Below are 24,917 nucleotides of genomic sequence, written 5' to 3' on the forward strand. Positions count from 1 at the left end.
CGCCTGTCGGTGGCAGCTCAGGAGCTGCCACGGTTCAAGAAGGATGGTGGCGGCCGTCCACCCCGGTAGACCGTGGCTTACGCCGCGCGGACGCAGGATGGCGACGCGCTGTGTCCCATAGGCCGCCCTAAGGGCGTACTTGCCGGGCGCGGCACCAAGTCATCACGAGGCCCTTCTCACCTCACCGATGGGGTGCCGGCTCAGTGCAGGGGCAGCCCCGTGGCGGTGAGCACGGCGCCGTCGGCGACGAGCTGGACGGCGACCTCGATCTCCGGGGCCAGGTGCCGGTCGGGGCCGGGGCCGGGCACGCCGGCGGCTCGGACGGCGTCCCGGACCGCGCCGGTGGCCGTTGCCGGCTGCAGCGGGGCGCGCAGGTCGATCGCCCGGGCTGCGGTGAGCACCTCGATGGCCAGCACCCGGGTCAGCCCGTCCAGCGCCCGGCGCAGCTTGCGGGCGGCGGCCCAGCCCATCGAGACGTGGTCCTCCTGCATCGCCGAGGAGGGGATCGAGTCGACGCTGGCCGGCACCGCGAGCCGCTTCAGCTCGCTGACGATCCCGGCGGCGGTGTACTGGGCGATCATGTGGCCGGAGTCGACCCCGGCGTCGGCGGCCAGGAACGGCGGGAGCCCGTTGCTGCGGGCGGCGTCCAGCATCCGGTCGGTGCGCCGCTCGCTCATGCTGGCCACGTCGGCGACCGCGATCGCCAGGAAGTCGAGCACGTAGCCGACCGGGGCGCCGTGGAAGTTGCCGTTGGACTCGACCCGCCCGTCCACGGTGACCACCGGGTTGTCGATGGCCGCGGCGAGCTCCCGCTCGGCGACCGTGGCGGCGTGTACCGCGGTGTCCCGGGCGGCGCCGTGCACCTGCGGGGCGCAGCGCAGCGAGTAGGCGTCCTGCACCCGGGTGCATTCCGGGCCGCGGTGGCTGGCCATCACGCCGCTGCCGGCCAGCAGCGCCCGCAGGTTGGCCGCCGAGTCGGCCTGCCCGGGGTGCGGGCGCAGCCCCTGCAGGTCGGCGGCGAACACGGCGTCGCTGCCCAGCAGCGCCTCCACGCTCATCGCCGCGGAGACGTCGGCGCTGCTCAGCAGCCGGCGCAGGTCGGCCAGCGCGAGCAGCAGCATGCCGAGCATCCCGTCGGTGCCGTTGACCAGCGCCAGGCCCTCCTTCTCCGCCAGCTGCACCGGCGCGAGCCCGGCGTCGGCCAGCGCCTCGGCGGCCGGGCGCAGGACCCCGGCGGCGTCCCGGACGGTGCCCTCGCCCATCAGCGCCAGCGCGATCGACGACAGCGGCGCGAGGTCGCCGGAGCAGCCCAGCGAGCCGTACTCGTGCACGGTCGGGGTGATCCCGGCATCCAGCATCGCCGCGTAGCTGCGGGCGGTCTCCGGCCGGACGCCGGTGCGCCCGGTCGCCAGCGTCGACAGCCGTAGCAGCATCAGTGCCCGCACCACCTCGCGTTCCACCTCCGGGCCGGAGCCGGCGGCGTGCGAGCGGATCAGGCTGCGCTGCAGCTGGGCCCGCTGGGCGACCGGGATGTGCCGGGTGGCCAGCGCACCGAACCCGGTGGAGACACCGTAGTGCGGGCGGTCGTCGTCGGCCAGCCGCTCGATGACCGCCCGGGTGGCGGCGATCCCGGCCAGCGCCTCCTCCGACAGCCGCACGCCGCAGCCGTCCCGGGCCACCCGGACGACGTCCTCCGGGGAGACCGGTCCGCTGCCGACGATGACCTGCTGGGTGTCCACCGCTGTGCTCATGGGTCCATCCGACCTGGCCCGCGGTCGGGGATCCAGGCTCGCCAGCCGAGTGCTGTCCGGGATCCCAGACGTTTCAGTCGGGGCGGCGGCCGTTGATCCGGCGGGTCAGCTCGGCGGCCGCCCGGGCCACCCGCTGCGCCAGCTCCGTCCGCCCCGGGGCGTCGACGTCCTCGGTGGGGAAGGTGACCGCGACCGCCGCCGCCGGCCGGCCGGCGTGGTCGTGCACCGCCGCGGCGACCGAGGCGAAGCCCGGGGTGACCTCGCCGTCCTCGTCGGCGTACCCGGCCCGGCGCACCTCGCCCAGCAGCCGGCGCAGCTCCGAGAGCCGGCGGGGACCCAGGTCGTGCCGGTCGACGAACGCGGTCGCGTCGGGGAACAGCGCCCGCACCTGGGCCGGCGGCAGACCGGACAGCAGCGCCCGGCCACTGGCGGTCAGCTGGGCCGGCAGCCGGACGCCGACGTCGGTCACCAGCGGCGGCCGACCCGGCGCCCGCTGCTCGACGACGTAGAGCACCTCCCGGCCGTGCAGCACCGCCAGGTGCGCGGAGTGGCCGACCGCGTCGACCAGCCGGGCCAGCACCGGGCGGGCCAGCCGGGCCAGCGGCTCCTGCCGGGAGTAGGCGCTGCCGATCTCGAAGGCGCTCACCCCGAGCCCGTACCGGCGTTCCTCGGGCAGGTGGACGACGAAGCCGGCGTCGACCAGTTCGGCGAGCAGGTGGTAGGTCGTCGACCGCGGCAGGCCCAGGTCGCGGGCGAGCGCAGCGGCCGGGACGGCGCCGGGGGAGCGGGCCAGCGCCTGGAGCAGCGCCAGGGCCTGCCGGGCGGCGGGCACCCCGCCCCGCGGCGTCCGGGGTGAGGGGACCGGCTCCGGCACCGGGGGAGCCTACGGCGCGATCGACCCCGCGCTGCCCGCGGTCAGCGGGCCCGTTCGTGCCGCAACAGGACGACGCCGTTGCCGAAGGTGCGGGTCTCGACCAGGCGCAGGTCCATGGGCTTCTCGCCGGGACCGAAGAGCAGGCGCCCGGCCCCCAGCAGGACCGGGTTCACGTAGAGCCGGTACTCGTCGATGAGGTCGTGCCGCCGGAAGGCCGCGCCCAGCCGCGCCCCGCCCAGCACCATGTCGCCCCCGGGCTGCGCCTGGAGCGCCCGCACCTCGTCGGGCACGACCTTGCGCACCAGGGTGGCATTCTCACCCGGGGCGGCGAGGCTGCTCGAGTAGACCACCTTGGGCATCTCCCGCCAGATGCCGGCGAACTCCGCCTCGGTGGGCGAGCTGTCGGGGTCCTGGTCAGCCGCCGGCCAGTACTCCTCCATCAGCTGGTAGGTCACCCGGCCGAAGAGGAAGGCGCTCATCGTCGCGAGCTGCCGGTTGAAGTGGTCGTGCAGCTCCTCGTCGACGTGGTGCCAGCCGATGTCGCCGTCCGGGCCCTCGAAGTACCCGTCGAGCGACACCGCCATCTGGGCCACGACTCTGCGCATGGTGTTCTCCGTCCCGGTCGCCTGCTCTACCGGAGACAGGACCGCCGAGCAGCGCTCAACTCATCGGTCCCGGGCAGGGCGCTGCTCAGCCGCCCGAGCCGATCTCCACCCAGTCGTCGCGCAGCCGCACCGGGTGGACCGGCAGCCGCAGCGCCAGGTCCTCGGGGGCGTCCAGGCAGACCCCGGTGCGCAGGTCGAACACCTGCTTGTACATCGGGGAGGCGACCGTCGGCGCGTCGCCGCGGGTGCCGACGAGGCCCCGGGCGATCACGTACGCACCGCTCACCGGGTCGCGGTGCCCGACGGCGTGCAGCGATCCGTCGAAGAGCCGGAACACCGCGATCTGCTGGCCATCGACCAGCGCGGCCACCCCGCGCTCGGGTTGCAGCTGGTCGTACCGGCAGACCGCCGTCCAGCCGGTCGGGGCCGGCACGGCGGTGTCCGGCGGCAGGGTCGCGGTCATCGGGAGAACACCTCCAGTCGGGGGCCGGCCACCAGCACGGCGCCGGTGGCCTCGCCGGCCGTCCGTTCCGCCGCGGTGCTCGGCCGGGGCTGACCCCGCTCCACGACGTAGGACAGCGACGGGTCGGGGGAGTCGGGGGCGTTGACGAAGGAGGCGAACCGGCGCAGCTTCTCCGGGTCCTCCAGGGTGGCGCGCCACTCGTCGGTGTAGCCCTCGACGTGGTCGGCCATCGCCGCGTCCAGGTCGCCGGCGATGCCCAGGCTGTCGTCCAGGACGACGGCGCGCACGTGGTCCAGTCCGCCCTCGATCTCCTCCAGCCACGGCGCGGTGCGCTGCAGCCGGTCGGCGGTGCGCACGTAGTAGACGAGGAAGCGGTCGATGGTGCGCACCAGCGTCTCGGTGTCCAGGTCCTCGGCCAGCAGCTTCGCGTGCCGCGGGGTGAAGCCGCCGTTGCCGCCGACGTAGAGGTTCCACCCGTTGTCGGTGGCGATGACCCCGACGTCCTTGCCGCGGGCCTCGGCGCACTCCCGCGCGCAGCCGGACACCCCGAGCTTGATCTTGTGCGGTGAGCGGAGCCCGCGGTAGCGCAGCTCCAGCGCGATCGCCAGGGCGACCGAGTCCTGCACGCCGTACCGGCACCAGGTCGAGCCCACGCAGGACTTCACCGTGCGCAGCGACTTGCCGTACGCGTGCCCGGACTCGAAGCCGGCCGCGACCAGCCGCTCCCAGATCGCCGGCAGCAGCTCCATCCGGGCGCCGAACAGGTCGATCCGCTGACCACCGGTGATCTTGGTGTAGAGCCCGAAGTCGCGGGCCACCTCGCCGATCGCGATCAGCCCCTCCGGCGTGACCTCCCCGCCGGGGATGCGCGGGACGACCGAGTAGGTGCCGTCCTTCTGGATGTTGGCCATCACGTGGTCGTTGGTGTCCTGCAGCGTGGCCCGCTCGCCGTCGAGCACGTGGCCGGAGTCGAGGCTGGCCAGGATGGAGGCGACGACCGGCTTGCAGATGTCGCAGCCACGGCCGCGGCCGTGCCGGCCGACCAGCTCGCTGAAGCTGGTGATCCCGGTGACCCGGACGACGTCGAACAGCTGCGCCCGGCTGACGTCGAAGTGCTCGCACAGCGCCGAGCTCACCGACACCCCGGCGGCCGCCAGCTCGGTGGTGACCAGCTTCTTCACCAGCGGCAGGCAGGAGCCGCAGCTCGTGCCGGCCTTGGTGCAGGCCTTCACCGCGCCCAGGTCGGTGCAGCCGTCGCAGCGGACGGCGTCCCGGATCGACCCGGCGGTGACGTTGTTGCACGAGCAGACCGCGGCGTCGTCGGGCAGCTCGGCCGAGGCCGGCCCGCCCTCGGCGCCCTCGGGCAGCAGCCAGGCGGCCGGGTCACCGCCCAGCTCGCGGCCGACCAGCGGCCGCAGCCCGGCGTAGGCGCCGGCGTCCCCGACCAGGATCCCGCCGAGCAGCGTGCGCGCGTCGTCGGAGAGCACCAGCTTCTTGTAGACCCCGGCCACCGGGTCGCCGTAGACGACCGACAGCGCGCCTGGGGAGGTCCCGAACGCGTCGCCGAAGCTGGCGACGTCCACCCCCAGCAGCTTCAGCTTGGTCGACAGGTCCGCACCCGGGAACTCCGCGGCGCCGCCGAGCAGCTGGTCGGCGACGATCTCGGCCATCGTGTACCCGGGGGCGACCAGTCCGTAGGTGCGGCCCTCGACCGCGGCGACCTCGCCGATCGCCCAGACGGCCGGGTCCTCGGTGCGGCAGGTCGGGTCGACCGCCACCCCGCCGCGCGGGCCCACCGGCAGCTCACACGCCCGGGCCAGCTCGTCCCGCGGCCGCACGCCGGCGGCGAACACCACGACGTCCACGTCCAGGTGGGTCAGCCCCGCCGCGGACCCCTCGGCGGCGTGCATCCGGGCGACCCGACCGTCCCGACCGGCGGTGAGCTTGGCCGTCGCGGTGCCCGCGTGCACCTGCACGCCCAGCGCGCCGACCAGCCGCTGCAGCGCCTCGCCGCCGCCCTCGTCGACCTGCAGCGGCATCAGGCGAGGGGCGAACTCGACGACGTGGGTCTGCACGCCCAGCGCGGTCAGCGCGCCGGCGGCCTCCAGCCCGAGCAGCCCACCGCCGACGACGGCGCCGGTGACCGGGCGGGGGCTGCCGTCCTCCTGCCGCCGGGTGTCGACCTCGGTCACGTACTGGCGGAGCGCGGCGACGTCGTCGATCGTGCGGTAGACGAAGCAGCCGGGGAGGTCCTTGCCCTCGACCGGGGGGACGAACGGCGCGGACCCGGTGGCCAGCACCAGCGCGTCGTAGCCGTGCTCCCGGCCGCCCGCCGTCCGCACCACGCGGGCCGCGCGGTCGACCTCGGTCACCTGCTCACCGCGGCGCAGCTGCACACCGGGGGTGTCCCAGAGGGCCGGGTCGCCGAGCGCCAGGTCCTGCGGATCCCGGCCGGAGAAGTACGAGGTCAGGGCCACCCGGTCGTAGGGGGCGCGCGGCTCCTCGGCCAGCACGGTCACCTGCCAGCCGCCGTCGGCGACCCCGCCCCGGTCGACGAGAGCCTCGACCAGCCGGTGGGCGACCATCCCGCCGCCGACGACGACGAGCTGACGAGGTGCGGGGGTGCTCATGCGCAGGGTGCTCCTTCGACGGCGGCGGTGCGGCGGGACGGCGGCCCACTGCCGAGCGAAGTTATGTACGCGGTGTTTCCGTCGCCGTCGCGACGCGTTACGGAGCGGGAAGGTCGAGCGCACACCGCCGTCGGTGCCGGCGTGAGCCGCTCAGCCCTGCGGCCCGGACCCGAAGTCGCCGAACGGCTCGCCGGTCATCGGCGCCACCGGGACCTGCCTCAGCGGCTGGCCCGCGGCGTCCAGGGTGCGCACGGTCCGGGCGCCGTCGGGGAGGGGGACGACCGTGCCGCCCCCGGTCAGCGGCAGCCGGGCGATCGCCCGGTCGGTGGCGCCCAGCACCTCGACGGCGGTCGCGTCCGGTGGCGCGGTGACGACCAGCCAGCTCCCGTCACCGGACTGACCGAGCCCCGGCAGGTCGACCGTGCACGTCCGGGCCACGGTCAGGGACGCCACCGGGGTGTTGCCGGCCGGGGTGACGGTGCCGCAGGCGAGGGCTCCGCCGCCGCCCCCGGCCCACGTGGTGACGACCAGCGCACCGCCGGGGCTGCGGCCGACGACGACGGCGACGGTGCCCGGCCCCCGGCTCAGCGGCAGGGTGCCCGACCACAGCAACTCCGGCTGCAGCCCCGCCGGCTCGACCCCCAGCGGCACGGCCAGCCCCACCAGCGCGGCCGCGACCACCCGCGCGTCGGGTTCCTGGGTCACCGGGCGGATCGGCTCCAGCGCCGGGAGGGGGGTGGTGCGGCCGGGCCGGTCGCCGGGCCAGTCGACGGCCGACCGGTGCACCAGCCGCCCCTCCCGGGTGACCCGGACGCTCAGCGCTGGGCCGTCCTCGGTCGTGGTGGCCGGGACGACGGCCACGCCGTCCGTTGCGTCCACCGCCGTGTAGCTGCGGGCGACGGTGCCGCGGGGGCCGACCATCAGCCGGTCGGAGACCTCGATCGTGTCGCCCCGGCCGGCGACCACCACCAGCGACGCCGGGCCCGGTCCGCCCAGCAGCAGGGTGACCGGCCGGCTGCGGCCCAGCCCCGGCGGCAGGTGCGGCACGAGCGCGTCCGCCGGTGCCCCGGCCGGCCCGATCAGCCAGGTGCCGCGGAAGTCCTCGTCGACCGTGCCGACGACCAGCGCCGCGCGCCCGGAGGGCGTGTCCCCGGCGAAGACCACGGTCCGGTCCCCGACCGGTGGGGCCACCAGCCCACCCCAGTCGGCCTGCTGGACGGCGGTGAGGAACGCCGGGTCGTCCGCCAGCGAGCCCCGGGCCGGACCGGTGAGCACGGGCGCGGTGCGGACCGACGGCCCGGCCTCGGCGGGAGCGACGGCCGACGGCGCCGCGGTGGGGCGCGGTTCGTCCGTCGCCGGCCGGGTCAGCGCGCCGACCGCACCGGCGAGGACGACGGCGGCCACCGTCGCGGCGGCGAGCACCCGCCGCCGCAGCCCCGTCCGGCGGTGCCCGACGTCGGCGACGGCCTGGGCGGCGTCCAGCCGCCACCGGACCGGGGCCCCGGCCAGCCGGGTCAGCCCGTCGCGCAGCCGCTCGTCGTCCGTCGCGGGCTGTGCGCGCCGGTAGGGGTCCGGCCGCGCCGCCGGTCGCAGCCGTCCGGCCCCCGCCGCAGCAGCCGCCTCTGCTTCCGCCGGCGGGCGGCCGAGCGCGGCGGCGAGGGCGGCCGGGTCCAGCTCGTCGGCGTGGCGCAGCACCGTGGCGGCCCGGACGCGCGGGGGGAGGGCGCGCAGCGCGCGGGACAGCTCGTCGTCCACCGCCGGGGCGAGCGGATCAGGCAGCTCCTCGATGACCTGCTCACCGCGCAGCCCCCGGCGGCCGGCGCCGGCCACCATCGCCCGGCGCGCGGTGGCCAGCGGGTCGGCCGTCGGCCAGGAGCGCCGGGTGCGGGTGAGCGCCCGCTGCACCAGCTCCTCGGCGGTGGCCCGGTCGCCGGTCAGCAGCAGCGCGGTGCGCAGCAGGCCCGGACGCCGGTCGGCGACGAACCGCGCGAAGTCCGCGTCCTCGCCCGCCCCGTCGTCCTGCACCGTGCGCCTCCTCGGCTCAGGTCGCAGCGTAGGCCTGGGTCAGCCGGGCGAAGCCGTCGTCCAGGGAGACCCGGGGCGTCCAGCGCAGCGCCTCGCGGGTGCGACGCTGGTCGAACCAGTGCGCGGTCGCGAGCTGCTCGGCGAGGAACCGGGTCAGCGGGGGAGTGCTCCGGCGCCGGGTCGCGGCCCAGAACGCCTCGACCAGACCCCCGGCGGCCCAGGCCGCCGCGAACGGCACGCGGCGGCTCGGTCCGGGGACCCCGGCGGCGTGGCACAACCGGTCGATCACCTCGGCGACCGGCCGGGGCTCGCCGTTGGAGACGACCAGCGCCTCCCCGTGCACCGGCCCGCAGGCGTCGACCGCGGCGAGCAGCGCGTCGGCGGCGTTGTCCACGTAGGTGGTGTCGATCAGCGCGGCACCGGAGCCGATCAGGGGCAGTCGCCCGGTCCGGGCCCGCTCGACGATCCGCGCGACCAGCTGGGTGTCCCCGGGGCCCCAGACCAGGTGCGGGCGGACCACGAGCACGGCGAGTGCGGCGTCGTCCGCGGCCAGTGCCTCCTGCTCGGCGACGGCCTTGGAACGGGAGTAGTGCCCGCGGGTGCGCGCCGGGTCGGCCGGCTGCGCGCCGACCCCGACCAGCGCCGAGCCGCCGTGCGCGACCGAGGGCGAGGAGACGTGCACCAGCCGGCCCACCCCCGCCTGCCGGCAGGCATCGACCACGGTGCGGGTGCCGTCGATGTTGGCCCGGGCGTACTCCGCCCACCGTCCGGTGACGTCGACCTTGGCGGCCAGGTGCACCACGGCGTCCTGCCCGGCCACCGCGTCGGCCACGACCGCCGGGTCGGCGACGTCCCCGCGCACCTCCCGGCAGGGCAGCCCGGCCGGGCGGCGCTGCAGCACGGTCACCTCGTCGCCCCGGTCGAGCAGGCCCTGCACCGTGGCCCGGCCGAGCATGCCGCTGGCCCCGGTGACCAGCACCTTCATCGGGTGCGTGCCCGCGCTCCGGCGAGCGTGCGGGTCGCGCGCCGGGCCACCTCCCGCCGGTCGACCTTCGACTGGTGCCGGATGTCGACCGGCAGCCGGCCGGTGACCAGGACGGCGGCGACCTCGGTGCCGGCGGCCCCACGGACTGCGTCGGACAAGGCGGGGTCGGCGAGCTCGAACCCGGCGCGACGGCGCGCACCGTCGGCGGGGACGACGACGACCACCACGACCTGGGCGCCGACCGGCCCCACGCCGACGACCGCGGCGGCGCTGACGTCGTCCAGCAGCTGGACCCGCTGCTCGACGCCGACTGGGGTGACGACCCCGGCGGCGGTGGTCACCGCGTGCGGCAGCCGGCCCTCGATCCAGAGCCGGCCCTCGGCGTCCAGGTGCCCGACGTCGCCGGTCCGGTGCCAGCCCGGGTCGCGGGACGACGCGCGCTCGGTGGCCCACAGGGCGTCGTAGCGGTCCTTGACGTGCGCGGCCCGCACGGCGACCTCCCCGGTCGTCCCGGGGGCGTCGGTGAGGTCACCGTCGGCCGACCCGGTCGGGGACAGCGGGCTGACCCGGACCTCGACCCCGGGCAGCGGCCGGCCGACGCACACGCCGTCCCCGGGGCCGGCGGCCTCGATCTCGGTCGCGGAGACGTCGGTGACCGGCAGCACCTCGGTCATCCCGTACGGGGTGTGCGCAGCTGCCGCGGGCAGCACCTGGCGCAGTTCCCGCAGCAACGGCAGCGGCACCGGCGCCCCGGCGGACATGAGCAGACGCACTCGGCTCAGTGCGTCACGCTGCGGCTCGGTCAGCTCGCCGGCGGTGGCGACGACCCGGCGCAGCGCGGCCGGCGAGGCGAACACGACCGTGCCGTCGATCGCCGCCGTGGCGTCGGCCAGGGCCGCCGCGGTCAGCGAGCCCGGCGCGGTCACGTCGACGTCGGGCACCGCAGAGCCGATGCCGAGCGCCGGGCCGAACAGGGCGAACGGCGCGAAGCCGGCGACCAGGCGGTCGTCGGGGGACAGCCCGTACGTGGCACCGACCAGGTCCAGCTGGGCCAGCGCCTGGCGCCGGGTGTAGACGACGCCCTTGGCCGGGCCGGTGGCGCCGGAGGTGAACAGGACGGCGCAGTCGGTGTCCGGGTCGGCCTCGGGGGGCAGCGGCGCGGTGCTGCCCGCGCGCTCCAGCCCCTCGAGCGTGCGGGCCACGCCCAGGGCGCGCGCCGCGGCTGCGGGCAGCGGGGTGGCGGCGATCCGGGTCGCGGACAGCCGCATGGCCCGGGCGGCGGCGAGCCCGGGGGCACCGCCGATGACCGCGTCGACCCGGGCGCTGTGCAGCGCGCGGCGCATGCCGCGCAGGCCCAGGCCCTTGTCGGCCACGACGATGACCGCGCCGGCCCGCCAGACGGCGTAGACCGCGGCGGTGAGGTCGGCGGAGGGCTCGACCAGCAGGGCGACCCGCTGCCCGGGGAGGATGCCGGCGTCGGCCAGCCCGGCTGCCAGGTGCTCGACCCGACGGTGCAGCTGCGCCCAGCTGACCGTGCTGCCACCGACCTCGACCACGGCGGGGGAGTCGTCGGCGGCCCGGTCGGCCAGCGCCGAGCCGAGGCCCCGCGGCTGGGGCTGCGTGCTGCGCGGGCGGTCGGCGGTGTCGGCGGTGTACCGGCCGGTGGACAGGTCGGTGACCCACTGGGCGACCGCATCGGCGTACTGCGGCGCGTCCTCGGGGAGCAGGTGCGAGGCGCCCTCGTAGCGGTGCAGCTGGGCCTGGGGCATCCGCTCGCGCAGGTCGGCCAGGTACCGCTCGCCGAAGACCGGGTCGCGCGGGCCCCACAGCAGCAGCGCCGGGACGTCGAGGGAACGGATGCCCTCGGCGATCGCCTCCTGCGCGGCGCGGGAGGGGTGGCCGGGGGAGAAGGGGATGTCGGCCACGAAGTCCCCGACCGACCGCCGGCGGGCCGCCGTCCGGTAGGGCGCGGCGAAGGCGTTGCGGACGTCGGCGGGCAGCGGGGGGCGGGAGAGCGCCGTCGTCGCCCGGACGAACACCGGGGTGCCGACGGTGACCGCCGACCGGACCCCGGGGGCGTGCGCCATCCGGATCAGCGCCGGGCCGAGGTCGCCCTCGGGCATCGAGACGGCGGTGTTGCCCAGGACGACGCCGCGCAGCTGGTCGCGGTGCGCCAGCGCCCAGCCCAGCGAGATGACCCCGCCCCAGTCGTGCCCGACGGTGATCACCGGGCCGGTGAGGCCCAGCGCGGCCGTCAGGTCACCGAGGTCGGCGACCCGCTGCTCCAGTGGCCGGGGCCCGGGGAGCCGCGCCGAGAAGCCCATGCCCAGCTGGTCGGGGGCGATCACCCGCCACCCGGGCGGCGCGGCGGCGAGGAGCCGGCGCCAGAGGTAGGACCAGGTGGGGTTGCCGTGCACGCAGAGCAACGTGCCCACCGGGTCGGGAACGCCGTTGTCCAGCAGGTGCCACTCGTGCTTGGTGCCGGTGGCGTCGGCCACGGTGACCCGGCGGGACCAGGCCGGGTCGAGCCCGGGGAGCCCGGCCGGGAGGTCGATCGGCGCCGTCACCAGGCGATCTCGAGGCAGGAGGCGTTGAGGCCCGAGCCGATGCCCATCAGCAGCACCCGGTCGCCGTCGACCAGCTCGTGCTGGGCGTGGGCCAGGGTGAACGGCACCGAGGCGGGGCCCAGGTTGCCGCGGGTGGGGAAGGTCTTGGGCACCCGGGACTCGTCGATGCCGAACCGCTCGCACATGGCGGCGGTGTGCACCTTGGAGACCTGGTGGATCACGTAGCGGTCCATGCCGCGCTGCCAGTCGAAGTCCGCGGCGGCCTCCTCCCACATGTCCATCGACAGGTCCAGGCCGGCCTCCAGCAGACCCTTGAGGTCGGTGCGCATCTCGTTGTTGTCGCCGATGCACAGCTCGTGGTGCTCGGTGCCGGCCCGGCTGACCGAGCCGACCAGCCGGTGGCCCTCCGGGTGCTGGTCGGACCGGCCGAGCACCATGGCGACGGCTCCCGAGCCCAGGGTCAGCGTCGCGAACTGGGCGATCACGTCGCGGGCGGTGGTGTCGGGCTGGTTCAACCGGTCGATGGTGCGGTCCTGGACCGTCTGGGCGTCCTCCCCGTTGACGATCACGGCGTGCTCGATCATCCCGGAGTCGATCATCGCCGCGGCCAGCTCCATGCCGTTGACGAAGCCGAGGCAGGCGTTGGTCACGTCGAAGTTCTGCGCCGAGCGGGGCAGCCCGAGCGCGTGGTGCACGGCGACGGCCGTCGAGGGCTCCAGGTACCGGCGGCTGACCGAGGTGTTGACCATCAGGCCGATGCCGGCCGGGTCGACGCCGCTCTCGCTGATCGCCTTGGCGCCGGCCATGGCCGCGCCGTCGACGAACGTCACGCCGTCCTCCCACCACCGGCGCTCGCGGATGCCGGCCAGCCGTTCGAGCAGGCCAGGGCGCAGCCCGACCCGCTTGTAGGTGTCGGCGAGCCGCTCGTCGATGGCGTCGGAGGTGACGACGCGGGAGGCATCGGCCGTCTGCACCGTCAGGATGCTGGTGTTGCTGAAGCGGTGCGTGGCGTTTCCACTCATGGGCGGGGTCCAGTCCTCGAGAAGGGCCGACTCTCCCACGGATGTCGCCGGCGTTCCGTTGGGCACTACCCGACGAGGACGGCGGTATGCCGCCCGACGGCCACCCGCGGTGCAGCTCACAGCCGCCTGGTGGCCGTCTCTCAGAAGCGGACGGGCAGCTCGTCCAGGCCGTAGACGAAGGACAGCTCGCGGAAGGACAGCTCCCGCTGCGGGACGGCCAGCGCCAGGTCGGGGAAGCGGCGGAACAACGCGGGCAGCACGACCCGCAGCTCCATCCGGGCCAGCTCCGCGCCGATGCACCGGTGGATGCCGTGGCCGAAGGCCAGGTGGCCGGAGGTCGGTCGCCGCAGGGGGTCGAAGACCTCCGGCTGGTCCCCGGCGGACCGGGGGTCGCGGTTCGCGCCGCTGAGCGAGGCCAGCACGACGTCCCCGGCCTGCAGGGGCACGCCGAAGAGGTCCAGGTCGTGCTTGGCGAACCGGGGGAACGCCATCTGCACGACCGACAGGTGCCGCAGCAACTCCTCGACCACCCGGTCGACGTCCGCGCGTGACCCGTCGCGCACCAGGGCGGCGTGCGCCGGGTCGCGCAGCAGCACCATGGTGCTCAGCGAGATCATCCCGGCGGTGGTCTCGTAGCCGCCGGTGAAGACGCCGTCGGCCAGGCCGGCGAGGTCGACGTCGGAGATCCGGTCGCCCTCGTCCCGGATGATCTGGCCGATCAACCCGGGGCCGGGCTCCGCGCGCTGCCGGGCGACGGCGTCGAAGAGGAACTCGCGCTGCGCCGAGACCGCACCGAAGGCCGCGGCGGCGCCGGCGGTCGCGTCGAAGCGCTGGACACCGAGTCGGGCGAACGCGTCCCGGTCCTCCAGCTCCAGGCCCAGCAGCGCACAGATGGTCTGGAACGGCACCGGGAAGGAGACCAGCTTCGCCAGGTCGGCCGGAGGGCCCGCGGCGGCCAGCGCGTCGAGCCGCTGCGCCACGATCGTCTCGATCATCGGCTCGAGCCGGGCCAGCCGGCGCATCGTGAACTCCGGCGTGATGATCTTGCGCAGCCGGGTGTGCAGCGGCGGGTCGGTGAAGCCCAGGCCGCCGACCTCGTCGGCGCTGCTCGGGCCGGGGCCCGGCAGCAGGTGCCGGATGTCGTTGCTCCAGCTGTCCCGGTCGGCCAGCACCGCCTTGACGTGCTCTGCGCCGGTGACCAGGTAGACGGAGAAGGCGAACGGCAGCTTCAGCCGGTGCACCGGGTCGTGCTCCCGCAGCTGTGCCAGCCGGGGGACGGGGTCGATGCCGTCCCGCTGCAACGGCACCTTCGTCCGTTCGGGGATGAAGGTCAGGCTGGAGAGGTCGATGCCGCGCTTCTGGATGCGGCGCGCCAGCAGCTTGCCGGTCCAGGCGCGCGCCCGGGCCCGCACCCCCGTACCTGCCCGCCCGCCGACGGGTGGCCGCGGCGTGGGGACGGGGTACTTCGGCAGAGCTGCGATCCGGGACGCGGGGACACGGGGTGCGGGGTCGGTGACCCCTCCCGCTGGCTGGTGGTCGATGTCGTCTTCGTACTGCAGGACGGCGTTGTCGATCAAGGCCGCCACGCGCCGTCGGTGCACCGTTCACCTGGCCGCCCACTCCACCCGGCGCGCGGGCCGGTGGGTTTGCCGGGCCGGGACGGCCGGGCACCAGCGGCCCCATGGACGCCGAGATCACCCTGCGGGTCGACGGCGAGGCCCACCGCCTCACCGTCGACACCCGCACCTCCCTGCTGGACGCGCTGCGCGAGCGGCTGGCGAACACCAGCCCGAAGAAGGGCTGCGACCACGGCCAGTGCGGCGCCTGCACCGTGCTGCTGGACGGCGATCGCGCGCTGACCTGCCTGGCGCTGGCGGTGGCGCACGACGGGGCGGAGATCACCACGGCCGACGGCCTGGCTCCGGCCGGAGAGCTGCATCCCGTGCAGCAGGCGTTCCTGGACTTCGACGCGTTCCAGTGCGGCTACTGCACCCCCGGGCAGGTCTGCTCGGCGGTCGGGGTGCTCGACGAGTTCGAGCGCGGCTGGCCCAGCCACGTCACCGAGGACCTCACCGGCCGGCCGGAGTTGACCTCCGACGAGGTGGCCGAGCGGATGAGCGGCAACCTCTGCCGCTGCGCCGCCTACGTGAACATCACCCCCGCGGTGCAGCAGGCCGGCGGTGCCCGGTGAAGCCGTTCGCCTACGCCCGGCCGGGCGACGTGGCCGAGGCTGTGCGGGACGTCGTCGCCGAGCCGAACGCGGTCTTCCTGGCCGGCGGCACGAACCTGGTCGACCACCTCCGGCTCGGCGTCGCCCGGCCCGACCTGGTGGTCGACGTCCGCACCCTCACCTCCCGCGAGGTGACCGACGTCCCCGATGGCGGGCTGCGGCTGGGGGCGGCCTCGACCAACAGCCAGGTCGCCGCGGACCCGCGTGTCCGGGAGCGCTGGCCGGTGCTGGCCCAGGCGCTGCTCGCCGGGGCGACCGGGCAGCTGCGCAACATGGCGACCACCGGCGGCAACCCGCTGCAGCGCACCCGCTGCGTGTACTTCCAGGACGTGACCACCCCCTGCAACAAGCGCGAGCCGGGCAGCGGCTGCAGCGCGGTCGGGGGCTACACCCGTTACCACGCCGTCCTCGGGACGCCGGCCGCGCTGCCGGACCCGGCCGCGCCGGAGACCTGCATCGCCACCCACCCCTCGGACATGGCAGTCGCGCTGGCCGTGCTCGACGCCCGGGTGCAGGTGCTCGGTCCGAACGGTGAACGGACGATCCCGTTCACCGAGCTGCACCGGCTGCCCGGGGACGACCCGTCCCGGGACACCGTGCTCGAGCACGGCGAGCTGATCACCGCCATCGACCTGCCCGCGCTGCCGGCCGGCACCCGGTCGGCCTACCGCAAGGTCCGCGACCGGGCCTCCTACGCCTTCGCCCTGGTCTCGGTGGCCGCCGTTGTCCCCCCGGACGGCGAGCTGCGGTTGGCCCTGGGCGGCGTCGCGCACAAGCCGTGGCGGGCCACCCGGGCCGAGGAGGTGCTCCGCGGGCAGCAGCTGACCGAGGACGCCGTCCGGGCCGCCATCGCCGCCGAGCTGGCGGACGCCCAGCCGCAGCCGGGGATCGACAGCGGCAACGGCTTCAAGATCCCGCTCGTGGCCCGCACCGTGCTCGCCACCGTGCGGGGCCTCCTCCCGGAGGAGCAGTCATGACCGACCTGCTGGAGCCGCGCGCCATCGGCCAGGACCTGGTGCGCCGGGACGGCGAGCTCAAGGTCCGCGGCACCGCCACCTACGCCTACGAGACGCCGGTCGAGCACCCGGCGTACGCCCACCCGGTGCAGGCCACGATCGCCCGGGGGCGGGTCACCGCGATGGACACCGCCGCGGCCGAGGCCCTGGACGGCGTGCTGGCCGTGCTCACCCCGTTCAACGCCGAACGGCTGGCTGATGCCTCCGACGCCGAGTACGCCGTCCTGCAGGGTCAGGACGTCGGTTTCCGCGGCCAGCTGATCGGGGTGGTGGTCGCCGAGACCTCCGAGCTGGCCCGGGAGGTGGCCGACGGCATCGCGGTTCGCTACGACGAGCAGCCGCACGACGCGGAGCTGTCCGCCGACCGGCCGGACCTCTACGCGCCGGAGCAGGTGAACGCCGGGCACGAGACCGACACCGCCGAGGGCGACGTCGCCGCTGCCATGGCCGCCGCCGAGGTGACGCTCGAGCGCACCTACTCGACTGCGATGTACCACAACAACCCGCTCGAACCGCACGCCACGACGGCGCTGTGGGAGCCGGCCGGCGACGGGTTCCTGACCTTGTGGGACTCCACCCAGGGCGTGCACCCCGACCGGGCCGCGGTGTGCCAGGTGTTCGGGCTGGACCAGGAACAGGTGCGCGTCGTCTGCCCCTACGTCGGCGGCGGGTTCGGCTCCAAGGGGCTGCCGCACGCGAACGTGATGCTCACCGCGCTGGCCGCTCGGGCACTACCCGGCCGGCCGGTGAAACTCGCGCTCACCCGCCAGCAGATGTTCTTCCTGGCCGGGTACCGCACGCCGACCATCCAGCGGATGCAGCTGGCCGCCGACTCCCGCGGGCGGCTGTCCGCGATCGCCATCGACGTGGTCGAGCAGACCTCGAAGGTCAAGGAGTTCGCCGAGCAGACCGGCGTGCCCACCCGGATGATGTACGCCTCGCCGAGCCGGCGCTCGACCCACCGGCTGGCCGCCCTGGACGTGCCGATCCCGTCGTGGATGCGGGCGCCGGGGGAGTGTCCGGGCATGTTCGGCCCCGAGGTCGCGATGGATGAGCTGGCCGAGGAGCTCGGCATCGACCCGATCGAGCTGCGCGTCCGCAACGAGCCGGAGGTCGACCCGGAGACCGGGAAGCCGTGGTCCAGCCGGAACCTGGTGCGGTGCCTGCGCGAGGGCGCCGAGCGGTTCGGCTGGTCCGGGCCGCTGGCGCGCCGGGACGGCAACTGGCTGGTGGGCGCCGGTGTCGCGTCCTCGGTCTACCCGACGATGCGGCAGGCCACCTCGACGGCGAACGTGCGGTACGAGGACGGGCGGTACGTCGCCGAGATCGGGGCCGCGGACCTCGGCACCGGGGCCTGGACGATCCTGCCGCAGATCACCGCCGACGCCCTGGGCGTGGACGTCGCCGACGTCGACGTGCGGATCGGCGACACCCGCTACCCGGTCGCCTCGGTGGCCGGCGGCTCCTCGGGGACCAACACCTGGGGTTCCGCGCTGGTCGTCGCGGCCCGCGAGTTCCGCACCAAGTTCGGCGCCGACCCGCGGGACGGCGACGAGGCCAGCGGGGACGTCGACCAGGCCGGGCAGGACGACACCCACTCTCCGTACGCGTTCGGCGCCCAGTTCGTCGAGGCCCGGGTCAACGCCGACACCGGGGAGATCCGGGTGCCGCGGCTGCTCGGCGTCTTCGGCGTCGGCCGGGTGGTCAACCCCCGCACCGCCCGGTCCCAGCTCATCGGCGGGATGACCATGGGGCTGTCGATGGCGCTGCACGAGAACAGCGCCTGGGACCCACGGATCGGGCAGGTGGCCAACCACGACCTGGCCGAGTACCACATCACGGTCAACGCCGACGTCGGTGAGATCGAAGCCCACTGGATCGACGAGCACGACCCCTACGTGAACGCCATGGGGTCCAAGGGGATCGGCGAGATCGGCATCGTCGGCACGGCGGCGGCGGTGGTCAACGCCGTCCACTCCGCCACCGGGGTGCGGGTGCGCGACCTGCCGGTGACCCTGGACAAGTTGCTGCCCGGGCTGCCCTAGCTGCGGGCGGCGGGCCGATGGCCGGGACGCTCTGAGGGGCACGTGCTGCCACCGGCAGCGGTCTGGACAGTGCAACAGGCGAGTGAGGAGAGGGACATGAGCGGGCAGTTCGTCGTCACGTTCGCGCGTGCAGGGACCGGGCGGGCCGCCGTGGCGGCCGGCCTGGGCAGCGCACCCGTGCGGGGCCGGCGGTGAGCGCCCACCGCCGGCGCCGGGCCCTGACCCGGGTGGTCGCCGCCCCGCTGGCCCTGGGAGGCGCCGTGCTGCTGGTGCGTCCGGAACAGGTCGCCCGGGCGGTCCGCGGGGACGGGCGCGAGCCGAGCGCCTGGGTGGTCCGGCTGCTCGGTGGCCGGGTGCTCGCCCAGCAGGCCGCCGTGCTCCTCCACCCGAGCCGGGGTCTGGTGCTGGCGGGTGTGGCCGCCGATGCGCTCCACGCGGCCAGCATGGTGCCCACCGCGCTGGCCTGGATGGCCTACCGCCGCCCGGCCTGGGTCAGCGGTGCCGTCGCGGCGGGTGCTGCCATCGCCGCAGCCCTGGCCGCCCCCCGGCCCGAGGACTGACCCGCACCGGGGTGCTTTTCGGCAGGGTCCGTCCTCCCGGCCCCCAGTAGCCGTGCCCAGCGCCTACCGACCCTCGATGTGTGCCAGGCCACATCGGACGCGGTCCAGCTCGCGCCCGCGGTCGCGCACCGTGTGCGCCGCGCCGGATCGAGGCAGCGAGGCGGTCGGCGCCGTGGCGCAGCCGACGGGCCGCCCCTGGGATGAGCCCGACGCCGTCCCCCTGCCTTGGAGTCCCGTTGCCCGGAGTCGTCGTGCCCTCCTCGTCCCGGTGGGTGCGTCGGCACCCGGTCGGCCACCGTCCGGCCACGCGCCGTCCCGCCGGCGTGCGCCGCGCGGCCGTGCTCGTCCTGGTCGGCGCCTGTGGGGCGCTGGTCCCTGCGACGGCACAGGCGTCCGGACCCGGCGACCCGACCGCGCCCGTCGCTGCGCCGCCGGTGGTCGAGCAGCCCGCCCCCTACGTCGGCCAGACGGTCTGCGACCCCGCGGCGAAACCGGGCACCGCGGACCTGGCCGCCCTGGTGCTCGCCGCGTACGCCGCCGGGAGCAACGGGGGGATCAGCCGTGACTGCGCGGCCGGCGGCACCAGCGAGCACAAGGAGGGGCGCGCCTGGGACTGGCTGGTGCGGGCGGACGTCCCGGAGGAGCGCGCCGCCGCCGACCGCTTCCTCGGCTGGCTGACCGCCGACGGCCCCGGTGGGGAGTCGGCCTACCAGGCCCGGCGACTCGGGGTCATGTACGTCATCTGGGACGGCCGGACGTGGTCGGCCGACCGCGCCTCGGCCGGCTGGCTGCCCTACACCGGAGCCGACCCGCACACCGGGCACGTGCACCTCTCGCAGTCCTGGAGCGGCGCCCTGGGCCAGACCTCGTGGTGGACCGGGGTGGCCTCCCGGGTGGACCACCGGACCTGCGCCGAGGTGGTCGACGGGCTGGCCGACCCCGGGGCGCTGGCGACCGTCTGCGCGCCGATCCCCATGCCGGAGCCGGCCCCGTCACCTGTCCCGGAGCCGGGGGCGACGTACACGGTCGTCGCGGGGGACACGCTGGGGCAGATCGCGCTGGACCACGGGACGACGGTGGCCGAGCTGGTGGCCGTCAACGAGCTGAGCAGCACCGTGATCATGGTCGGGCAGGTGCTCGCCGTCCCGGGCCCGCCGGCCCCGGCCCCCGAGCCGACGCCGGTCCCTGTCCCTGCTCCGGAGCCGGTGACGGAGGCGACGTACACGGTCGTCGCGGGGGACACGCTGGGGCAGATCGCGCTGGACCACGGGACGACGGTGGCCGAGCTGGTGGCCGTCAACGGGCTGAGCAGCACCGTGATCATGGTCGGGCAGGTGCTCCTCCTCCCGCCGGCCTGAGACCGGACCCGTGTTCAGCCGAGGGTGCCGTCCCCGACCAGCGCGGTCACCAGGCCGGCACCCAGCCCGACCGCCAGCACGCCCAGCGCCCCGGCCACGGCCGCCGCGTGGGCCCAGCGGGCGGTGGGAGCGGGCTCGCCGGGCCGGAACGCCTCGACCAGCCACCGCAGGTAGTAGAAGAGGCTGACCAGGGTGTTCAGCGCGGCGACCACCACCAGCCAGGCCAGGCCGCCGTCCCACGCGGCGGTGAAGACGGTCAGCTTGCCCAGGAAGACCGCCGTCGGCGGGGTGCCGACCAGGCTCAGCAGGCTGATCACCAGCGCGGCCGCCAGGCCCGGCCGCTGCCGGGCCAGGCCACGGAAGTCGGTCAGCGACCGGGCGGTGGGCACCGCGGCGAGCACCGCGAAGGCGGTCAGGTTGGTGACCGCGTAGCCGGCCAGGTAGACCAGCAGCGCCGGCACCGCGGCCGAGGTGCTGGCCACCACGGCCACCGGCATGAGCAGGTAGCCGACCTGGCTGACCGTCGACCAGCCGAGCAGCCGGCGGGCGTCGGTCTGGGCGAGTGCGGCCAGGTTGGCCAGCGTCATGGTGGCGGCGGCGAGCAGCCCGACCAGCAGCGGCCAGGGCAGCGAGCCCGGCAGCACGTCGACCAGCCGCGCGGCGGCGACCAGCGCGCCGATCTTCGGCACGGTGGTGAGGAACGCCGCCGCGGCGGTGCCGGCGCCCTGGGTCGCGTCGGGCACCCACTGGTGCAGTGGCACCCCGCCGGCCTCGAACAGCAACCCGGCCAGCACCGCCAGCGCACCGACCGCCACCGCGGCGGCCGGTGCCACCGCCAGCCCGGTGGCCAGGTCGACGTACGCGGTGCCACCGGCGATGCCGGACAGCACCGTGGCGCCGAGCAGCAGCAGGATCCCGGACAGCGCGCCGAGCAGGTAGGTCTTCAGTGCGGCCTCGGCTGCGCCCGGGGTGCGGACCATCCCGACCAGCGCGTACACCGGGATGCTGGCCAGCAGGAAGCCGACGGCGAGCACCAGCAGGTCGTCGGTAGCGGCCAGCACGATCGCACCCAGCCCGCCGAGCAGCAGCAGCGTGTAGGTCTCGCTCTCCCGCGCCGTCCCGGCCAGCTCGTCGACGCCCAGGCCGATCACCAGCAGCACCGCCGCGACCACCACCAGCCGGGTGACCCCGGTCGCGGTGTCCAGCACGAACGCCCCGAACACCGTCTCCGCGTCCCCACCACCAAAATGGCCATTTTGGTGGCTTGGAAAGGCGAGGGCGGCGGAGACGGCGGCGGCGAGGAGGGCGGCGACCGCGATCAGCCGGGCGACCCACTGCCGCTGCCGGGGCAGGAAGGAGCCGGCCAGCAGGGTGGCCACCGCGCCCGCGAGGAGGCAGAGCTCGGGGAGCAGCGCCAGCGGCGACTGGTCCATCACCATCGGCGACTGCTCCATCACCTGCCCACCAGGTCGACGAGGACGGCGGACGCCGGGGTGATCAGGTCCAGCAGCAGCCAGGGCAGGACGCCGATCGCCAGGGACAGCAGCAGCAGCCCGGTGACCGGCAGCGCCTCGACCGCCCGCACGTCGGTGAAGCCGATCGACCGGCCGCCGGGCAGCCCGGTGACCAGCAGCTGCAGCGCGCGGAGGAACAGCGCGGCGGTGATCAGGATCCCGGGCAGCGCGATCGCCGCCCACGCGGTGGTGCCGATGCTCCCGGCGAACACCTGGAACTCGGCGATGAAGCCGCTGAACGCCGGGATGCCCAGCGAGGCGAACGCGCCGACCGCGAACAGGCCCGACCAGACCGGAGCGCTGCGGGCCAGGCCGCCGTAGTCACGCATCGCGTAGCTGCCGGTGCGGTCGTGCAGCACCCCCGCCAGCAGGAACAGTGCACCGGTGATCAGGCCGTGGCTGACCATCTGGGTGACGGCGCCGGTCACGGCCAGCTCGCGGGCCGCCGTCCCCCCGCCGAGCAGGCCCGCCGCACCGACCGCGAGCACCACGTAGCCCATGTGGTTGATCGAGGTGTAGGCGATCATCCGCTTGACGTCGGTCTGGGCCAGGGCGACCAGCGCGCCGTAGAGCACCGAGGCGATCCCGACCCCGAGCACCACCCAGGCCGCCCCGCGCCAGGCGTCCGGCATGGCGGGCATGGCGATCCGGACGAAGCCGTAGGTGCCCATCTTCAGCAGCACCGCGGCCAGCACGGCCGAGCCGATCGCCGAGGCGTCGGTGTGCGCCGGGGGCAGCCAGGTGTGGAACGGGATCGTCGGCGTCTTCACCGCCAGCCCCAGCAGCAGCGCGGCGAGCACGAACCCGCCGGCGACCGGGTGGTCCTGCAGCGGCGCGGCGGCGACCAGCTCGGGGATGTCGAAGGTGTGCGGGTCGGCGGCCAGGTAGAGGCCGATGAAGCCCAGCAGCAGCGCCAGGCTGCCCAGGAACGTGTAGAGGAAGAACTGCAGCGCCGAGCGGCCGGCGTCCCGGCCGTGCCCCCAGCCGGCGATCGCGGCGTACATGCCGACGATCGACAGGTCGAAGAAGACGAAGAAGACGATCAGGTCCTGGGCGGCGAACAGCCCCATGCAGGTGGCCTGGAGCGCGAGGAAGAGGGCGGCGTGCTGGCGTGGGCGCCGGTCCTCGCGCAGCCCGTAGACCGCGCAGGCGCAGAACACCACTGCGGTCAGCGCCAGCAGCGGCACCGAGAGCCCGTCGACACCGACGTGCCAGCTGCTGTTGACCGACGGGATCCAGCGGGCGCGCTCCTCGAAGGCGAGACCGCCGTCGGCGGGCGTCTCGTACCGGGCGATGAGCACCCCGACCAGCACGACCTCGGCGGCGGTGACCGCGATCCAGGTCCAGCGGGCGACCTGGTCGGGCACCCGGGGCACGGCCAGCACGGCTGCCGCCACCAGGGGCAGGAAGATGATCGAACTGAGCACGGAGCTACCTCACTGCCAGGAGGAGGGCCAGCGCGGCGGCGAGCACCACGGCGGCCGAGACGTAGTACTGGTGCAGCTGGCCGGTCTGGGTGCGCCGGGCCCAGCCCCCCAGCCAGCGGGTGCCGGCGGCCAGCGACCGCACGGCGGCGTCCGGTCCGGCGAGGTCGGCCCGGCCCGTGGCGTCGGCCAGCCGCACGCTGGCGGTCGCCGAGCCGGCGACCGCCCGGTCAAGCACCCCGTCGTCGAACCGGGCCGCGGCGCGTGCGGTCCGCAGCGTCCCCCGGCCGGCGCCGGTCACCGCACGGGCGAGCACCCGGTCGTCGAACCGGGCCAGCGCCTCCGCCGTGCGCAGCACCGGCCGGACGACGACCACGTCGGTTGCCCGGGCCAGCCCCAGCCAGCCCTCGAGCCAGCCGGGCAGCGGCTGCAGCGGCCGGATCCGCACGACCAGGAGCACCACCACGGCGACGAACGCGGAGACGGCCAGCTCCACCAGGCCCGGTGTTGGCGCGCTGCCCGCGCCGAGGGCACGGCGCAGGGTGTCGGCGACCGGGGGGAGGGCCAGCAGGCCGAGGACGGCAGCGCCGACGGCCAGCACGACCAGCGGCGCCTGCTGCAGCACCCGCACCCGACGGGTGCCCTCCTCCTCGGTGTCGTAGTGCGCGTCGGCGTCCGCGGGGAGCCGCTGCCAGACCAGCCACAGCACCTTGCCGGCGTAGCCCGCCGACAGCGCCGCGGCGGCCAGCCCGACCAGGTACAGCGCCAGGGACTCCTCGTGGGCCCCGGCCAGCACGGCGTCCTTGGTCGCCCACAGCGACAGCGGCGCCACCCCGGCCAGCGCCAGTGCCCCGACCCCCGCGCAGACCCCGACCAGCGGCCAGCGTCGGGCGGCGCCGCGCAGCGCCGGCAGCTGCTTGGTGCCCAGCGCGGTCAGCCACGCCCCGGCGGCCAGGAACAGCAGGGCCTTGGTGGCCGCGTGAGCGACCAGGTGCGCGGTGCCGCCGGCCACCGCCGCGACCCCGGCGCCCAGCACCACGAACCCGAGCTGCGCTGCGGTGGAGGCGGCGAGCAGCTGCTTGAGGTCCCGCTGGGCGAGCGCCACGGCGCCGAGCAGCAGCGCGGTCAGCGCACCCACCCAGGCCGCCGTCGGCCCGGCCCAGCTCGTCGCGCCCAGCAGCGGCGCCACCCGCAGCAGCAGGTAGCCGCCCATCGCGACCATCGCCGCGGAGTGCAGCAGCGCGCTGACCGGGCTGGGGCCCTGCATCGCCGCGGAGAGCCAGGCGGTGAACGGCAGCTGGGCGGCCTTGCCGAGCGCGGCGACCAGCAGCCCGGCCGCGGCGACGTCGCGCCACGGCGCCGGCAGCCCGGGCAGGTCGGTGAGCGCCAGGCCCGACCCCGCGGCCAGCGCCGCCCCGGCGGCCAGGTACAGCCCGAGGTCGGCGGTGCGGGTGGTGAGGAAGGCGGTCAGCCCGGCGCCGACCCGGTGCCGCTCCTGCCAGCGGAAGCCGATCAACGCGTACGACGTCGCGCCCATCACCTCCCAGGCGAACAGCAGCGTCGGCAGCGTGGTGGCGCAGACGGTGACCACCACGGCCGCGGCGAACAGCAGCAGCAGGCCGGTGAACCGGGCCCGGGCGCCGGTGACGTCGGCGGCGGAGAAGACCAGCACCAGCAGGGTGACCGCGGCGACCGCGGGCAGCACGACGGCGGCCAGGGCGTCGACCGCGAGCCCGAACGGGGCGCCGGGCAGGAAGGGCGCCGTGGCGCTGCCTGGGTGCTGCCCGGACTGGTGCTGGCCGCCGGTCTGGCGGTCGTCACGGTCGTGGCGGCCCGCCGGCTTCCGCC

18 protein-coding genes are annotated in these 24,917 nt (G+C 75.8%); 5 read left to right on the plus strand and 13 right to left on the minus strand.

The window, feature by feature from the left end:
- Window positions 1-200 precede the first annotated feature (200 nt).
- The 10 genes from hutH to O2W15_RS22420 all read right to left on the minus strand — a co-directional run bounded on the left by hutH (window position 201) and on the right by O2W15_RS22420 (window position 14,508).
- On the minus strand, window positions 201-1,751 hold the full coding sequence (hutH, locus tag O2W15_RS22375) for a histidine ammonia-lyase (protein ID WP_269181044.1): 1,551 nt from the start codon (window positions 1,749-1,751) through the stop codon (window positions 201-203).
- 73 nt (window positions 1,752-1,824) lie between these two features.
- Window positions 1,825-2,625 (minus strand): IclR family transcriptional regulator, encoded by an 801-nt coding sequence (locus tag O2W15_RS22380; protein ID WP_206330524.1) that lies wholly within the window; start codon window positions 2,623-2,625, stop codon window positions 1,825-1,827.
- 41 nt (window positions 2,626-2,666) lie between these two features.
- The gene (locus tag O2W15_RS22385; protein ID WP_269163356.1) at window positions 2,667-3,230 is read right to left on the minus strand and encodes a dihydrofolate reductase family protein; all 564 of its coding nucleotides are present in this window, start codon (window positions 3,228-3,230) and stop codon (window positions 2,667-2,669) included.
- 85 nt (window positions 3,231-3,315) lie between these two features.
- The gene (gene nirD / locus O2W15_RS22390) at window positions 3,316-3,693 is read right to left on the minus strand and encodes a nitrite reductase small subunit NirD (protein WP_269163355.1); all 378 of its coding nucleotides are present in this window, start codon (window positions 3,691-3,693) and stop codon (window positions 3,316-3,318) included.
- Complete coding sequence (gene nirB / locus O2W15_RS22395; RefSeq protein WP_269181045.1) at window positions 3,690-6,323, minus strand: nitrite reductase large subunit NirB; 2,634 nt, start codon at window positions 6,321-6,323, stop codon at window positions 3,690-3,692. Before nirB ends, nirD begins: the two co-directional genes overlap by 4 nt.
- 150 nt (window positions 6,324-6,473) lie before the next feature.
- Complete coding sequence (locus O2W15_RS22400; RefSeq protein WP_269181046.1) at window positions 6,474-8,348, minus strand: hypothetical protein; 1,875 nt, start codon at window positions 8,346-8,348, stop codon at window positions 6,474-6,476.
- A 16-nt stretch (window positions 8,349-8,364) separates the two neighbouring features.
- Entirely contained in the window at window positions 8,365-9,333 is a 969-nt protein-coding gene (locus O2W15_RS22405; protein WP_269181047.1) for an NAD-dependent epimerase/dehydratase family protein, read from the minus strand.
- Window positions 9,330-11,900, minus strand: a complete 2,571-nt coding sequence (locus tag O2W15_RS22410) for an alpha/beta fold hydrolase (RefSeq protein ID WP_269181048.1) — start codon at window positions 11,898-11,900, stop codon at window positions 9,330-9,332. The genes O2W15_RS22405 and O2W15_RS22410 overlap by 4 nt, the downstream gene beginning before the upstream one ends.
- Window positions 11,897-12,922, minus strand: a complete 1,026-nt coding sequence (locus tag O2W15_RS22415) for a 3-oxoacyl-ACP synthase III (protein ID WP_269163350.1) — start codon at window positions 12,920-12,922, stop codon at window positions 11,897-11,899. Before O2W15_RS22415 ends, O2W15_RS22410 begins: the two co-directional genes overlap by 4 nt.
- A 140-nt stretch (window positions 12,923-13,062) precedes the next feature.
- On the minus strand, window positions 13,063-14,508 hold the full coding sequence (locus O2W15_RS22420) for a cytochrome P450 (RefSeq protein WP_269181049.1): 1,446 nt from the start codon (window positions 14,506-14,508) through the stop codon (window positions 13,063-13,065).
- Between the two features lie 95 nt (window positions 14,509-14,603).
- On the opposite strand from O2W15_RS22420, the gene O2W15_RS22425 reads away from it, so the two are divergent.
- The 5 genes from O2W15_RS22425 (at window position 14,604) to O2W15_RS22445 (ending at window position 20,131) form a co-directional block, all read left to right on the plus strand.
- Window positions 14,604-15,113 (plus strand): 2Fe-2S iron-sulfur cluster-binding protein, encoded by a 510-nt coding sequence (locus O2W15_RS22425; RefSeq protein ID WP_269181050.1) that lies wholly within the window; start codon window positions 14,604-14,606, stop codon window positions 15,111-15,113.
- Entirely contained in the window at window positions 15,110-16,129 is a 1,020-nt protein-coding gene (locus O2W15_RS22430) for an FAD binding domain-containing protein (protein ID WP_269163347.1), read from the plus strand. The genes O2W15_RS22425 and O2W15_RS22430 overlap by 4 nt, the downstream gene beginning before the upstream one ends.
- The gene (locus tag O2W15_RS22435; RefSeq protein ID WP_269181051.1) at window positions 16,126-18,213 is read left to right on the plus strand and encodes a xanthine dehydrogenase family protein molybdopterin-binding subunit; all 2,088 of its coding nucleotides are present in this window, start codon (window positions 16,126-16,128) and stop codon (window positions 18,211-18,213) included. Before O2W15_RS22430 ends, O2W15_RS22435 begins: the two co-directional genes overlap by 4 nt.
- Before the next feature lie 191 nt (window positions 18,214-18,404).
- Window positions 18,405-18,773 carry a hypothetical protein gene (locus O2W15_RS22440; protein ID WP_269181052.1) on the plus strand — a complete coding sequence of 123 codons (369 nt, stop codon included), beginning with the start codon at window positions 18,405-18,407 and terminating at the stop codon, window positions 18,771-18,773.
- A 251-nt stretch (window positions 18,774-19,024) separates the two neighbouring features.
- Window positions 19,025-20,131, plus strand: a complete 1,107-nt coding sequence (locus O2W15_RS22445; protein WP_269181053.1) for a LysM peptidoglycan-binding domain-containing protein — start codon at window positions 19,025-19,027, stop codon at window positions 20,129-20,131.
- Window positions 20,132-20,145: 14 nt separating this feature from the next.
- Here the strand turns inward: O2W15_RS22445 and O2W15_RS22450 are convergent, their stop codons facing one another.
- The 3 genes from O2W15_RS22450 to O2W15_RS22460 all read right to left on the minus strand — a co-directional run.
- Window positions 20,146-21,585, minus strand: coding sequence for an NADH-quinone oxidoreductase subunit N (locus tag O2W15_RS22450; protein ID WP_269181054.1), 1,440 nt, complete (start codon window positions 21,583-21,585; stop codon window positions 20,146-20,148).
- Window positions 21,585-23,072 (minus strand): complex I subunit 4 family protein, encoded by a 1,488-nt coding sequence (locus O2W15_RS22455; RefSeq protein ID WP_269181055.1) that lies wholly within the window; start codon window positions 23,070-23,072, stop codon window positions 21,585-21,587. The genes O2W15_RS22450 and O2W15_RS22455 overlap by 1 nt, the downstream gene beginning before the upstream one ends.
- Before the next feature lie 4 nt (window positions 23,073-23,076).
- Window positions 23,077-24,917, minus strand: a 1,841-nt coding sequence (locus tag O2W15_RS22460) for a proton-conducting transporter transmembrane domain-containing protein (protein ID WP_269181056.1), incomplete at its 5' end; no start/stop codon positions are given.

This window comes from Modestobacter sp. VKM Ac-2979 (genome assembly GCF_026967995.1).
Lineage (GTDB): Bacteria > Actinomycetota > Actinomycetes > Mycobacteriales > Geodermatophilaceae > Modestobacter.